Annotated in this window: 10 protein-coding genes and 8 tRNA genes; 15 read left to right on the top strand and 3 right to left on the bottom strand. The window is 30.8% G+C overall.

The window, feature by feature from the left end:
* The first annotated feature begins 47 nt into the window (after window positions 1-47).
* A complete protein-coding gene (locus FVE77_RS10910; protein WP_026745734.1) occupies window positions 48-1,637 on the top strand; it encodes a prolyl oligopeptidase family serine peptidase in 1,590 nt (529 codons plus the stop codon).
* A 210-nt stretch (window positions 1,638-1,847) separates the two neighbouring features.
* Here FVE77_RS10910 and FVE77_RS10905 read toward each other — a convergent pair whose 3' ends face one another.
* On the bottom strand, window positions 1,848-2,006 hold the full coding sequence (locus FVE77_RS10905) for a hypothetical protein (protein ID WP_408610381.1): 159 nt from the start codon (window positions 2,004-2,006) through the stop codon (window positions 1,848-1,850).
* A gap of 345 nt (window positions 2,007-2,351) precedes the next feature.
* On the opposite strand from FVE77_RS10905, the gene FVE77_RS10900 reads away from it, so the two are divergent.
* Window positions 2,352-3,605, top strand: coding sequence for a Glu/Leu/Phe/Val family dehydrogenase (locus tag FVE77_RS10900; RefSeq protein WP_026745736.1), 1,254 nt, complete (start codon window positions 2,352-2,354; stop codon window positions 3,603-3,605).
* A 137-nt stretch (window positions 3,606-3,742) separates the two neighbouring features.
* Here the strand turns inward: FVE77_RS10900 and FVE77_RS10895 are convergent, their stop codons facing one another.
* A complete protein-coding gene (locus FVE77_RS10895; RefSeq protein ID WP_026745737.1) occupies window positions 3,743-4,042 on the bottom strand; it encodes a YciI family protein in 300 nt (99 codons plus the stop codon).
* 243 nt (window positions 4,043-4,285) lie between these two features.
* Here FVE77_RS10895 and FVE77_RS10890 point away from each other — a divergent pair, with 243 nt between their 5' ends.
* The 9 genes from FVE77_RS10890 (at window position 4,286) to FVE77_RS10850 (ending at window position 7,891) form a co-directional block, all read left to right on the top strand.
* Window positions 4,286-6,766, top strand: a complete 2,481-nt coding sequence (locus tag FVE77_RS10890) for an AMP-binding protein (protein WP_026745738.1) — start codon at window positions 4,286-4,288, stop codon at window positions 6,764-6,766.
* A gap of 349 nt (window positions 6,767-7,115) precedes the next feature.
* A tRNA-Leu gene (locus FVE77_RS10885) sits at window positions 7,116-7,203 on the top strand.
* A 14-nt stretch (window positions 7,204-7,217) separates the two neighbouring features.
* A tRNA-Gly gene (locus tag FVE77_RS10880) sits at window positions 7,218-7,293 on the top strand.
* Window positions 7,294-7,299: 6 nt separating this feature from the next.
* Window positions 7,300-7,375: transfer RNA gene (locus FVE77_RS10875), tRNA-Lys, on the top strand.
* Window positions 7,376-7,392: 17 nt separating this feature from the next.
* Window positions 7,393-7,469, top strand: a tRNA-Arg gene (locus FVE77_RS10870).
* Window positions 7,470-7,472: 3 nt separating this feature from the next.
* Window positions 7,473-7,549 (top strand) — tRNA-Ile (locus tag FVE77_RS10865).
* A gap of 13 nt (window positions 7,550-7,562) precedes the next feature.
* Window positions 7,563-7,637: transfer RNA gene (locus FVE77_RS10860), tRNA-Glu, on the top strand.
* A gap of 82 nt (window positions 7,638-7,719) precedes the next feature.
* Window positions 7,720-7,805 (top strand) — tRNA-Ser (locus FVE77_RS10855).
* 10 nt (window positions 7,806-7,815) lie between these two features.
* Window positions 7,816-7,891: transfer RNA gene (locus tag FVE77_RS10850), tRNA-Phe, on the top strand.
* Window positions 7,892-8,051: 160 nt separating this feature from the next.
* Here the strand turns inward: FVE77_RS10850 and FVE77_RS10845 are convergent.
* Window positions 8,052-8,312 carry a hypothetical protein gene (locus tag FVE77_RS10845; RefSeq protein ID WP_026745739.1) on the bottom strand — a complete coding sequence of 87 codons (261 nt, stop codon included), beginning with the start codon at window positions 8,310-8,312 and terminating at the stop codon, window positions 8,052-8,054.
* 371 nt (window positions 8,313-8,683) lie between these two features.
* Between FVE77_RS10845 and FVE77_RS10840 the strand changes: the two genes are divergently transcribed.
* From FVE77_RS10840 to FVE77_RS10825, 4 genes are all read left to right on the top strand, one after another.
* The gene (locus tag FVE77_RS10840; protein WP_051254475.1) at window positions 8,684-9,877 is read left to right on the top strand and encodes an SEL1-like repeat protein; all 1,194 of its coding nucleotides are present in this window, start codon (window positions 8,684-8,686) and stop codon (window positions 9,875-9,877) included.
* A 12-nt stretch (window positions 9,878-9,889) separates the two neighbouring features.
* Window positions 9,890-11,080, top strand: a complete 1,191-nt coding sequence (locus FVE77_RS10835; RefSeq protein ID WP_026745740.1) for a tetratricopeptide repeat protein — start codon at window positions 9,890-9,892, stop codon at window positions 11,078-11,080.
* A gap of 405 nt (window positions 11,081-11,485) precedes the next feature.
* Complete coding sequence (locus FVE77_RS10830; protein WP_006804994.1) at window positions 11,486-12,082, top strand: outer membrane beta-barrel protein; 597 nt, start codon at window positions 11,486-11,488, stop codon at window positions 12,080-12,082.
* A 538-nt stretch (window positions 12,083-12,620) separates the two neighbouring features.
* Window positions 12,621-13,733 carry an ABC transporter substrate-binding protein gene (locus tag FVE77_RS10825; RefSeq protein WP_026745741.1) on the top strand — a complete coding sequence of 371 codons (1,113 nt, stop codon included), beginning with the start codon at window positions 12,621-12,623 and terminating at the stop codon, window positions 13,731-13,733.
* Window positions 13,734-13,766 lie beyond the last annotated feature (33 nt).

The raw sequence follows: 13,766 nt of genomic DNA, 5'->3' as shown, positions 1-13,766 counted from the left end.
ATAACAAATGTAATTTTAAACAATATTGTGAAGGAGAGTGACGGATTATGAAAAAAAATCTAGCAATAATTTTGTTTATTATGCTAATTTCTGGAGTAATTGGAAATAGTGCGAATAAGAAAAGAGTTAGCAGGAAAAAAATTGGAAATGTGAAAGTGAGTGAAAAAACTGTGGATTTATCAAATTATGACGGGATAAAGAAAATTAACATTTTTGTGCAAGGTTTTGAGAGCGGGCCTGCTGTGAGCAAAGTTATTTTGGAAATGGGTGATTATAGAATTACGAATCTTGATAAAAATGATTGGAAAGTAAGGACAAATGGATTTGAGAGGAAAGTAACAAATGTGCATGTTTCAGATAAGAAAGGAGAGAAAGCCTTTGATACTGGGATTGTTACACTTGAATTAGAAAATAAGTTTAATCCTAATACGTTGAAATATGAAGGTTCGCCCTTTGCTTATAACAGACAGAAATTTTTTAATGAATGGGTAAAAGAATATGTTGTGGAAATCGAGGGGAAAGTTACAGTTGATGGGAAAGATTATTTAGTCAGTAAAAAAGAGGATGTAATTAATAATAGAGTTTCGGCTGATACAGAATTGTTTAATTATAGAAGTTCATTTAGTGGAAATTATAAAAATCCAATTACTAAAAAAATAGAAAATCTAAAACTGGAAATGGCGGCTTATGAGCCTGAAAAGTTAAAATTAGGAGGAAAAAAGCCTTTAATTGTTTGGCTTCATGGACAAGGGGAAGGTGGAACAGATCCTGATATTGATATTCTGGGCACAGAAACTTCGGCACTTGCGAAAGAGGAAATTCAGAAATATTTTACTGCAGGAGGAACTGATACAAAAGGAGCATTTGTTCTGGCTGTACAGTCGCCAACTTACTGGATGGATGAGGGTGATGGGACTAATGGAAATGGAAGCGGAAATTCAAGATACACTCAAATTTTGATGGATACAATCAAGGAATACGTAAAACATAATCCGTATGTTGACACAAGCAGAATTTACCTTGCTGGAGATTCAAACGGAGGATACATGACTGTAAATATGATAATTACTTATCCAGACTATTTTGCGGCGGCAGTACCGATTTGCGAGGCGTATGCTTATCATGAATATGCAAGAAATAGCGACGGAACTTATAAGACAAATAATATTGAAGTTTCGGCAGGCGGTAAAAACAGTGCAGTTTCAAGATTTGTAGAAACTAAGAAACTGTGGGTAACAAAAGAAAAAATTCAGAAGATGAAAAAAACGCCAGTATGGTTCATTGCGGCGGCAGATGACGGAATTGTTACGCCGAAAAAATTCTCGCTTCCAACATATAGAGATTTATTAAGGGCTGGAGCGGATAATGCGTGGTATTCGTATTATGAAAATGTAGTTGGGACAGATGTGCCAAATTCAAGATTTCCCGGACATTTTTCGTGGATATATTTTTTGAATAATCAGGTGGAAGGTGTGCAGAACAGGGATAAAATAAAAAATTCCAAAGATACCGAAACTTTCGGATTTGAGCCAAGTAACGCTGGAAAAGGTGGGAGTGAAAAGGCCAATGTAAATGGGAAGGCATTTAAAAATGTATTTGAGTGGATGAATTTTCAGAAAAAAAGCAATAATCGTTAGTCAGTGTTATTATTAATGTCAAAAACAGAATTGATTTTCATCAGAAAATTAATGAAGAAATAGAATTTAGATAGAGTAGAAATAGAATATTTACTTAAAACAAAAAAGGCGGGGAAGCATTCCCCTGTATGGAAGCCCCTGCCCTCTGTATATATTTCATAGCTTTTAAACCATTGTCATCCATCTTATCTTTTCCATGTCACATATAGGTTAGTATGTCCTGTTTCCGTATCTATCCTTGCAGTAATACTCACCGCTAGGCCTTCTATAACATGTTTCTCCTCTTTCCCTTCTTTCCTGTCTTGCTTCTTTCCAGAGAGCCATATCATGTGCACTGCATCCCATAACTGCCATAGTAAGAATAACCATGAGAAAAAATTTCTTAAACATTGCATATCATCTCCTTTTATTTTAAATATCTATGTCAAATATTTATTCTATTTTATATATTTATGTTCTTTTTATATTTTAATTATACAATATTTTAAGTTGGAATACAAATTGTTTTTATGTTTCTGAAAAAAAATTAATAAAAAATAAAGTTATATCTAAATTACAATGCAATTTAAAATATTTTGGTAAAAGGCAAATTTTAAGTTCTATAAAAAATACTTGCAATTTTATGTAAAATTGTAGTATGATGTAAAAGTAGAGAAGATTTTTAACATGAAGTTTAAAAATCAAAATAGACTAGAGAAAAGAGAGGTAAAAAAGATGGCAAAAGAAACATTAAATCCGTTTGAGATTGCACAAAAACAAATTAAATCAGCTTGTGATAAATTGAATGCAGATCCAGCTGTTTATGAAATTCTAAAAAATCCTATGAGAGTGTTAGAAGTATCGTTCCCAGTAAAACTAGACGACGGAACAGTTAAAACATTTGTAGGATACAGATCTCAACATAACAATGCGGTAGGACCTTTCAAAGGTGGACTTAGATTCCATCCAAACGTAACAAGAGATGAAGTAAAAGCATTATCAACTTGGATGACGTTCAAATGTTCAGTAGCAGGAATCCCTTATGGTGGTGGAAAAGGTGGAATGGCAATTGATCCTAAAGATTATTCTAAAGCTGAGTTAGAAAGAATTTCTAAAGGCTTTGCAAAAGCAATTTCGCCAATTATTGGAGAAAAAGTAGATATACCAGCTCCAGATGTTAATACAAACGGACAAATCATGTCATGGATGGTTGACGCTTATGAAGAAGTTGCAGGGAAATCAACAAAAGGTGTATTTACAGGAAAACCTTTAGAATTTGGTGGATCTCTTGCAAGAACAGAAGCAACTGGATACGGAGTTAATTTAACAGCTAAAAAAGCATTGGAAAAATTAAACATTGATGTTAAAGGAGCAACATACGCTGTACAGGGATTTGGAAATGTCGGATTTTACACAGCATATTATGCACATAAAGACGGAGCAAAAATTATAGCTTTCTCAAATACAGATGTTGCAATTTACAATGAAAACGGAATTGACATGGAAGCTGTAATAAAAGACTTTGAAGAAAATGGACGTATTACAGAAAACAAAGGTTATGGAAAAGACATTACAAATGCTGAATTATTGGAATTAGAAGTTGACGTTCTGGCTCCATGTGCCTTGGAAAACCAAATTACTTCTGAAAATGCTGACAGAATTAAAGCAAAAGTAGTTGCAGAAGGAGCAAACGGGCCAACTACTCCAGAAGCTGATGAAATCTTATTCAAAAAAGGAATTATAGTTATTCCTGACATTCTGGCAAATTCAGGTGGAGTTGTAGTTTCATACTTTGAATGGGTACAAAACTTACAAAGCTACTACTGGCCATTTGAAGAAGTTCAACAAAAAGAAGATGCATTATTGTCAACAGCATTTGAAGATGTATGGAACTTAGCGGATGAATACAAAGTAGATTTAAGAAATGCCGCTTATATGAAGAGTATTGAAAGAATTGCAAAAGCAATGAAATTAAGAGGATGGTATTAATTTTTTAAGTTCTTGATTTAAGTTAAATACAAAAATAAAGAACCTATTTCTATTTTATTTGATTATAGAGTAGGTTCTTTTTTTTAATTAAGGTGTTAGATAATTTAAATTCTATGATTGATAATCTAAATTAATAATTATTTTTCTTGTAATTTTTCAAAATCCTTATCAAGCAACGCAGGTGTAAATTCAGTTATTACAGTTTCTATCAAATTATTCTTGTAATACGGATCTTCTTTTAATATTTCCTCAAGTTCTGATTTTGTTACATTATATGCTAAAATAAGTCCGCCAGTTGGTGGATTTTGTCTCCCTCCAGCCATAAATTTTCCAGCATCAATATTTTTTTGAATAAAATTAAAATGTTCCTGTCTAAATTTTCCCACTTCTTCAAGCGATTTTGTATAAGTTGTAGATATAACAAAAATTGGTTTCATAGTTTATTTTCCTTTCTCAAATTATTTTTTTCACACTTTTATAGTTATATTTTACAGTATATTTCAAAATAATCAATAAAAATATTTAATTTGTTAATAAAACTATAGTAAAAATGGCTTCCAAAATTATATTTTATGAACAAAATTTTTTATATACAAAGTAATGTGAAATTGAATTTTATTTATGATTATGGTATACTAAATTGAATTTTGGATATGCCAATAAAAAGAGGAGGCAAAATTATGTTTTTAGAGAGAACAGAGCGGCTGGCATTAGTTGATTTTGACAATAAGCACATTAATTATATTGATTTGATAGATAATATAAAATATTTTTCTGAGTATGTAGTTGAATTGGAAAAGGAGAAGTTTGGACTGATTGTTATGGAAAATCGTCCAGAATGGATTTACAGCTTTTTTGCAGTATGGGATAAAAAATCAGCTGGGATCGCCCTTGATGCAAACAGCAATTCAGGCGAAATTTTATACGTGCTGGAAGATTCACATCCAAACGTAATTTTCTGCTCAAATGAAACAGAAAAAACTGTTTTTGAAGCAGTTGAAAAATATAGTTCAAAAAATACTGTAAAAATAATAAATGTGGATAAAATTACAGTTGAACAGGAAAAAATGAATGCTATAAAAAATATGCAGTTTGAACTTGAAAATCCATCTGGAGATGAAACAGCGGCTATGCTTTATACTTCAGGTACAACTGGAAGCCCAAAAGGTGTAATGCTGTCTTTCAATAATTTAAATACTGAAATGGAAGGACTTTACGAAAAAGGGATATTTGATTACAGGGATCAGATTTTGGCAATATTGCCATTTCACCATGTTCTGCCTTTGACGGCAAGCGTTCTTTTGATGTTAAAATATCAGACTTCAATTGTATTTGTACAAAAAATTGCAAGCAAGGAAATATTTGACGCGCTTGAAAAAAATAGAGTAACTGCAATAATAGGAGTGCCAAGAGTATTCAAGCTATTTTATGATGGAATAAAGCAGCAAATTGACGCAAAATTCATTACACGATTTATTTACAAAATGATGAGCAATGTCAAATCATTGAAGATAAAAAGAAAAGTCTTTGCAAAAGTTCATAAAAAATTTGGTGGGCATCTTGACTTTATCGTTGTCGGTGGAGCAAAAATGGATCCTGAAATTTCAAAGTTTTATGAAACATTAGGATTTTACGCCCTTGAAGGTTATGGGCTTACCGAAACTGCACCAGTTATCGCCGTAAATTCAAAAAAAGAAAGAAAAATCGGAACAGTTGGGAAAAAACTTAATAACATCGAAATAAAGATTGTGGATGAAGAACTGTGGGTAAAAGGTCCGATTGTTATGAAAGGTTATTACAATAAGCCTGATAAGACGGCGGAAGTAATTACTGAAGACGGATGGTTCAAGACAGGAGACTTGGCGGCAATTGATGAAGAAGGCTATGTTACAATTCGTGGAAGAAAAAATACAATGATTGTCCTTTCAAATGGTAAAAATATTGACCCTGAAACGCTTGAAAATAGGGTAATTGCACAAAGTAACGGATTAATCAAGGAAATTGGTATTTTTAATTACAAAAATAAGTTAGCTGCAATAATCGTTCCAGATCTGTTAGAGTTTAGAAAACGTGGAATTACAAATACAAAGGCTTATATAAAAAATATAGTGGAAGATTACAACCTAAAGGCGCATAACTATGAAAAAGTGCTTGATTATAAGCTGTTTGAGGAAGAATTGCCAAAAACTAGAGTTGGAAAGACACGTAGATTTATGCTGCCGGACTTATACGAAAAAAATGAGGTTGTAAAAAAGGAGAAAACACCTGAACCAACCGATGAAGCATATAAAATATTAAAGGAATATGTCAAGAAAAATAAAGGAATTGAGCCACATCCAGAAGAAAATCTGGAACTTGAAATCGGAATGGATTCACTTGATATTGTGGAATTTTTTGCGTTTATAGAAAACAGTTTTGGAATTCAGCTGGATGAAGAAAAGTTTGCTGGAATGTCAAATTTAAAATTATTATCTGAATACATCAACCAAAAAGCTACAAAATTTGAAGACAACGATATTGACTGGAAACAGATTATCAGCGAAACAAAACCTATAGAGGACAATAAAAACCGTTGGGTAACAAAATTTTTAAAAATATTTCAGCCAATTGTCGATTTATATTTCAGAGTAAAAAAAATTGACAGGAAAAAATTAACAGACAATCCGCAAATTTTTGTATCAAATCATCAAAGTTTTGCAGATCCATTAATTCTAGGATCACTATTTCCAAATAAAATTGTTTTTAATACATTATTTTTAGCAATTGACTGGTATTTTAAAAAAGGTGTAATGAAACTTCTTGTTTCAAATGGAAATGTTGTTCTGATTGATATTAACAAAAATATCAGAAAAAGTGTAGAAGAAATAGTTGGATATTTAAAAGGTGGAAAAAGTATTGTAATTTTCCCAGAAGGAGCAAGGACAAAAGATGGAAAAGTTGCCCAATTTAAAAAGGTATTTGCCATAATTGCAAAGGAACTGAATGTAGATGTCCAATGTCTTGGAATAAAAGGTGCATTTGAAGCATATTCAAGATACATGAAGTTCCCAAAACCGAAAAAAATCGAAGTGGCAGTGCTGGAAAAATTCTCGCCAGAAGGAAGCTATGATGAAATTACACAAAAAGCAGAAAAAATTATAAGAGAGTATGTTGAGAACTAATAAAAGTCAGTACAAGAGAATGTCTTGCAAGATAGAAGAATCCAATTGTAAATTTTATATATCTGCTGTTTTATAAAATCAGTAAAAATAATATTTTTTAAATTTTATAAAATATATGATATTTAGTCAGTAAAATTATTTCTAGGTGTGAGACATTCTTTTATTGCAAAAACAAGAGAAAGAACGGCAAGCCTTAGTTTTTGTTATATATTTTAGCGTTGTATTTGAGTATGCGGTAAACCCAAATGAGAAAATAAGAAAAATTTTAAAAAAGGTGTTGACAATAAAAATTAATTATGATATAATAATTGAGTACTTGTGAGTTGAAAAAACAACAAGCATTATAAATGCCTTGGTGGCGAAATCGGTAGACGCACAGGACTTAAAATCCTGTGGGAATTTATCCCGTGCCGGTTCAAGTCCGGCCCGAGGCACCACGAAATCATATTATGCGGGAGTAGCTCAGTTGGTAGAGCGTCAGCCTTCCAAGCTGAATGTCGCGAGTTCGACCCTCGTCTCCCGCTCCAAAATATGAGCCATTAGCTCAGTCGGTAGAGCACTTGACTTTTAATCAAGGTGTCACTGGTTCGATCCCAGTATGGCTCACCATCTAAATTTAACCATATGTGCCTGTAGCTCAGTTGGATAGAGCAACGGCCTTCTAAGCCGTGGGCCAGGAGTTCGAATCTCTTCAGGCACGCCATATGGATCCATAGCTCAGCTGGTTAGAGCACTCGGCTCATAACCGAGCGGTCGCTGGTTCAAGTCCAGCTGGATCCACCATTGAAAAACTTGTGCGGCCTTCGTCTAGTGGTTAGGACCTCGGGTTTTCATCCCGGTAACAGGGGTTCGATCCCCCTAGGCCGTACCATTTATTTTTTTAGAACCATAATTTAAAATTGTGGTATTTTTTTTAGATAATTTACAGTGTTTAATTATTTTATTAAAGTTGCGGGTGGATGTCCGAACGGTAAGGGACCGGTCTTGAAAACCGGCGAAATCGCAAGATGTCTGGGTTCGAATCCCAGTTCACCCGCCATATATAATATGCCCAGATAGCTCAGTCGGTAGAGCAAGGGACTGAAAATCCCTGTGTCCGTGGTTCGATTCCGCGTCTGGGCACCATTAGAATAGCTAAAAATGTGATATATAGTGCAAATCAGTGTTTATGCTGACTTGCACTTTTTTCTTTTGTTTATGGTACTTTGTGGTTGTATTCTGTTTTAATCTGTTTCTATTTATTTCAATACATTAAAAATTTATTGGCAACTTACTGGCAACTATTTTAATAGATTAATTTATTTATGACATCTCTTAATTTTTTGATAGTCCAATAAGTGTATACACCGTCTGTAATGTCTTTTTCCCTGTGCCAACATTTTTTTATTTTTGAAGCTGATTCATTTTTTAAACGTCGCATTTTAGTTATAAATGTGTGCCTAATTGAATGTAAATTACCTGAAATATTGTATTCTGAAAGAATTTTGTCAAATTGATATTTTAGAGAATCATATTGTTCTTTAAATAAATACTTGCCATCATTCATAAATCTATCTCAGGAGAAGTAATTTCTTCTGTTGTTAGTTATAAGACAATAAACGTAGGAGATAAAAGTTATAATACTGTAAGAAATTAATTTCCGCAATAAAGACACGAGCAACAGAATTAGGAAATTTAAAAGTAAAATTTAGCCCAGAACAAATTGAGAAAATGTCTCAAAATTTTCAGATTTAAAAATTCCAAATGGAATAAAATATTTAAAGAAGGAGAAAATGTATTGTTAAATAGAACATCGGATAATATAAAGACAGATGAATACAGTTTGCAGTGCATATTGAATACGCTAAGAATTCAGTTCTTACAACGAAAAAGTTAGAAAATATGGAAAGTGGATAAGATTTGAAGGAGTTAAATAGAATGTTTAAAAAATTAATTATCTTAATAGTATTATCATTTATTTTAATAAGTTGTGATTCAAAAAAAGAAATAAGCCAAAATCCGATTATGACAAAAAAAGAATACAATTATGTTATTGAAAAGGTTGATAAATATTTAGATAAAGGAGAATATAAAGAAGCTATAAAATTATTATTAAAAGCAGCCGAATATAATAAAAGTGATTATAAGAAAATAGCTTGGATATATTCTCAAATTAGTGAAGAAGAAGGAGAAAAGTGGTATAAGATTGCATATGAAAAAGGAAACGAAGATGTCGCCATTATATTAGGATTGTATGCTGAAAAAAGAAAAGATTATGTTGCTCAAGAAAAATATTTAAGAAAAGCAGTAGATAATAATCAAAAAGATTCTTATAAATATTTAGGAAATTTTTTTGAAAAAATGGATAGAACTTCTGAAGCAATTGAAATTTACAAAAAGGGAGCTGAAAATAAAGATGCTGTTTCTATGTATAATTTAATAAAAAAATATTACATTCAAAATGATATTCAAAATATGAAATTATATATAAATAAAATACGAAAAACTAAAGAAATATTTGGATTTACATACGATATAAATGAAATAATAAATTACATGGATGGAAATAGTAATGATAAAAAAGCTATAAATTTGTATTTAAAATCTTTAGACAATATAAAAATAAATAAAATTCAAGAAGCAGAAAAAAATTTAAAAGAAATAGAAAAATATAAAAAAGAAGGAATTAAATATTTAGCTTCGTTTTACTATTATACTAAAAACGAAAAAGAAAAAGCAGTTAAAATGTATAAAAAAGCACTTTTAGATGGGATAGATGTTAATTTTGAGATGGGAACTATAAGTGAGGAAGAAGGAAAAACAGAAGAAGCTAAAAAATATTATTTAATATCCAGTAATAAAGGAAATCCTAGAGGACAGACTAATTTAGCTCAAATATTAAAAAATGAAGGTACTTATAAAGAAGCAGAGAAATGGTATATAAAAGCAGCCGAACAAAAATCATTTATAGCAATAAAAAATTTATTAATGTTTTATGATAACGAAAAAAATAAGAAAGAAATAAAAAAATGGATTTTAAAAATAAAAAATGAAGCAGGATTAAAGGATTATAATATTGAGGAAAAGGAATATATAGAAAAACTTATAAAAAATTATAATATAAAATTATAGTGAGGTAGAAAAATGATAAAAAAAATATTATTGCTGATAATATTATCATTAGCAACAATAAGTTGTGATTCTGAACCGCAAGAAAAAACTTATACAATAGTATTAGACAAAGAAGAATATGAAAAAAGAGTTGCCGAAATAGAAAATGAAATTAAGAATAAAAACTATAAAAAAGCTGAAGAAATGCTACTGGAAATAGCCAAATATAATAAAGCGGCATATGTAAGAATAGCGACTATGTACTATGAAGCAGGAAAAACAGATGAAAGTGAAAAATGGTTTAAAATAGCATACGATAAAGGAAATAAAGAAGTAGCAGGCAGTCTGGGAGATATTTATTCTGAAAGAAGAGAATATGGAAAAGCAGAACAATATTACCGAGAATACATTAAATTAGGAAATTTAGAAGGGTATAAGAATTTAGGATATATGTTTGAAAGACAAGGGAAAATAGATGAAGCAACAAAACTTTATATAGAAGGAGCAAAATCGAAAGATGCACATTCGATATACTCTTTAGTAAGGATATATTATTTAAAAAATGATATAAAAAATGTAAATTACTGGAAGGATAAATTATTGAATGATACTGAAGTTATTGATTTTGACTCTGATATGGAAAAATATTTGAATTATTTGAATGGAAGTAAAAAAGAAAGAAAAATAGCAGACTTGTATATAAAATCTGCACAAAATATGATAATAAGAAACCTTTCAGAAGCTGAAAATGAGCAAAAGGAAATGATAAAATATTCTCAAGATGAATTAGTGAATTTGGCAGGATTCTATAATGTGTTTGGAGATAAATCTGCTGGAAAAAGATTGTTTAAGGAAGCATACGAGAAAGAATTGAAAGATTCTATTTACTACATGGGAGTTATCGAATTTGAGGAAGGGAATATTGAAAAAGCGAGGGAATATTTTAAAGAGTCGGCAATAAAGGAAAACAGGGCTGAGGCACAGATAGGCTATGCGGATAAGCTGAAGGAAGAAGAAAATATTGAGGAAGCGGTTAAATGGTATAAAAAGGCTGCTGAACAAAAGGAAGCGAGAGCATTGATAGAGTTATGTTCCTACTATTTGGACAAACGTGATATTGAAAAAGCGAATGAAATGGTAAGAAGGTTAAAAACAACGAAGGGATTAAAAAATTATACTTTGGAGTATAAAAAATTTGCACATGAATATAAAGAATTAAAATAAATTCATATTTTTACATATTCAGCCTTGTTTAATGACTAGCCACTTTACGTTTTGATATAGGATTAAAGTGATTGTGTAAAGAAAAACACTTTAAGGAAGTTGAGCAATTTATCATGAAAACATAAATAAAAGTATTATAATGTTCAGCTTGGAATCAAAAATTTTTTGCAGTATCAGAATATGTCTGAAAGGTGCATTTTATACGATAATTAGGCGTAAATAAAGGATTTAGTCAAAGGTAAAACTAAAGATAGATACACTAACTTATAAGTTGTATGGGGTATAATACTGTTGACAGTTGGGGAGGATATATAATCTTCAATTGTTAAATATAGCAATTTGATTTAGAAATTTTAGAAAGCAAGATTGTAAAGGAGATTTTTTAGAAAAGAAAGGTGATTAATTATGAAAAAGACATTAATTGGTTTATTTTTAATTTTAGGAGCAGCTTCTTTCGCAGATGCTGGAAAAATTGAAGCTAAAGGAGCTTTAGATTTAGGTGGAAAATACCACTATGGAAAAAACTATAGAAATCAAAAAAGTAAAAATAGTTCAGGAGAAGTTGGAGTTGAATACAGAAATGAAGTAGCTCCTGGATTAGAAGTAGGTGGAGGGACAGCGTTCCAATTCCATAAAGATTTGAAAGATAAAATTGACGGACAAAATGAAAAGAACTACAATTCTATCCCAGTTTATGGAACTGCTAAATATAAATTTGATACACAAACAGCTGTTAAACCTTATGTTAAAGGTGATTTAGGATATTCATTCAACAATGGAGATCATGACTACGGAAGATTAGGAAAATTCAAAGCTAAAAATGGATTGTACTACGGAGTTGGTGGAGGAGTAAACTACAATAACTTTAACGTAGAACTTATGTATAAAGAAAATCAAGGAGAATACGAATACGAAGGTCCAATAGGTGCAAAATCTAAATATGACGCTAATTACAGAAGAGTATCTCTTGGTGTAGGTTATGACTTTAACTTATCACAATAATTTTTGTAACAGAAAAAATGTACATTAAAAATTTAAAAAATTAAAAAATTGAATATTTGCAATCGAAAAAACTATCACATTTACGTGGTAGTTTTTTTTTCTTTAGAAAAAAGTTTTGCATAAAGCGGGGGCGTTCGTAGAATATTTTGCCATTATTCCTAAGCAGCAGTCAGTTAAACATATTAAAATGACTTTAATTACATGAATTTTTTGACTTCTATTCTTTAAAAAGGTAAATAGTATAAAATAATTTTACAAGACAGCCAATTTAATAAAAAAATCAAGAATTATAAGTAAATACTGTAAATACTAGGTTTGTTTATTTATTTTCAGTGCTGTTTTGAAAGAATTTGAGTATACAATAAATTTTTAAAAATAATTTCATTTCTTTATTCTTTTATGATATAATATTAGACATAAGTAAGTGAAAGTATGTGACAGATTAATAATAGTGATATTTTATTTGATATTTATTATATGTTTTTCTGATTATGCTTTGATGATGCAAAGAATTTAAGAGAGAAAGGACGATGACAGTATGAAAAAGATGTTTTTAATGATGCTGCTAGCCACGGCGTTCATTATTAGTTGCGGAAAAAAGACAGCTGATGGCAATGTTATAAAAATAGGAGTTATTGCTCCGCTTACTGGAAATTATGCGCAATACGGAATTGCAGTAAAAGAAGGTGTTGAGCTTAAAGTTGATGCGATTAATAATGCAGGTGGAATTAATGGAAAAAAAATTGAACTTGTAATCGCAGATAGCAAAGGCGATGTGCAGGAATCAATAAATGCTTTCAAAAAGATGATTTCACAGGATAAAGTGAATGTCGTGATAGGAGAAGTTGTTTCAGCTACTTCACAGGCTATTTCAGGACTTGCACAGCAAGCAAAAGTACCTTTGATTTCAGCAACTGCTACAAGTCTTGATGTCACAAAAGGAAAAGATTTTGTGTTTAGAACTACATTTACAGATCCTTATCAAGGAACTGCTACTGCAAAATACGCAAAAGCAAAAGGCGTAAAATCAATCGCAATTTTAACAAATTCTTCAAATGATTATTCTGTAGGAATTGCGAACGCATTTAAAGAACAAGCTAAAAAAGATGGAATAACTATTACTGAAGAAAAGTATACAAATGATGATAAAGATTTTAAAGCGATTTTAACAAAAGTAAAAGGACAAAATCCACAAGCTATCTTCATACCTGATTATTACAATACAATTGGATTAATTATTTCTCAAGCAAAAGATTTGGGAATAACAGCTCAATATTTTGGTGGAGATGGATGGGACGGAATTCAGACTAACTTTGGAGCAGTTGCAGAAGGAGCAATTTTTGCAAGCCAATTTTCTCCAGAAGATAAAGCTGAAAATGTTCAGAAATTTATGAAAGATTACCAAGCTAAGTTTCATAAAGAACCAATAATGTTTGCCGCACTTGGATATGACACAGTGGAAATTGTGGAAGCTGCATTGAAATCAGCAAAAGATTTGACAGGGCCATCTATAAGAGAAGCTATGAATGGAGTTAGTGGAATTGATCTTATAACTGGAAAATTAAAATTTGATGCAGATAGAAATCCTGAAAAAGCAGTTACATTTATTGAAGTAAAAGGTGGAAAACTTACATTAAAAGAAAAATTTTAAAATTAAGAAACAAAATAAATTACTCATAAAAAA

This window comes from Leptotrichia hofstadii (genome assembly GCF_007990525.1).
Classification (GTDB): domain Bacteria; phylum Fusobacteriota; class Fusobacteriia; order Fusobacteriales; family Leptotrichiaceae; genus Leptotrichia; species Leptotrichia hofstadii.
This window is presented reverse-complemented; position numbering and strand designations above follow the sequence as displayed.

Coding starts and splice junctions, on each gene's coding strand:
- FVE77_RS10890 (WP_026745738.1), top strand. CDS start 4,286: ATGTTTTTAGAGAGAACAGAGCGGCTGGCATTAGTTGATTTTGACAAT.
- FVE77_RS10905 (WP_408610381.1), bottom strand. CDS start 2,006: ATGGTTATTCTTACTATGGCAGTTATGGGATGCAGTGCACATGATATG.
- FVE77_RS10835 (WP_026745740.1), top strand. CDS start 9,890: ATGATAAAAAAAATATTATTGCTGATAATATTATCATTAGCAACAATA.
- FVE77_RS10845 (WP_026745739.1), bottom strand. CDS start 8,312: ATGAATGATGGCAAGTATTTATTTAAAGAACAATATGATTCTCTAAAA.
- FVE77_RS10895 (WP_026745737.1), bottom strand. CDS start 4,042: ATGAAACCAATTTTTGTTATATCTACAACTTATACAAAATCGCTTGAA.
- FVE77_RS10900 (WP_026745736.1), top strand. CDS start 2,352: ATGGCAAAAGAAACATTAAATCCGTTTGAGATTGCACAAAAACAAATT.
- FVE77_RS10825 (WP_026745741.1), top strand. CDS start 12,621: ATGAAAAAGATGTTTTTAATGATGCTGCTAGCCACGGCGTTCATTATT.
- FVE77_RS10830 (WP_006804994.1), top strand. CDS start 11,486: ATGAAAAAGACATTAATTGGTTTATTTTTAATTTTAGGAGCAGCTTCT.
- FVE77_RS10840 (WP_051254475.1), top strand. CDS start 8,684: ATGTTTAAAAAATTAATTATCTTAATAGTATTATCATTTATTTTAATA.
- FVE77_RS10910 (WP_026745734.1), top strand. CDS start 48: ATGAAAAAAAATCTAGCAATAATTTTGTTTATTATGCTAATTTCTGGA.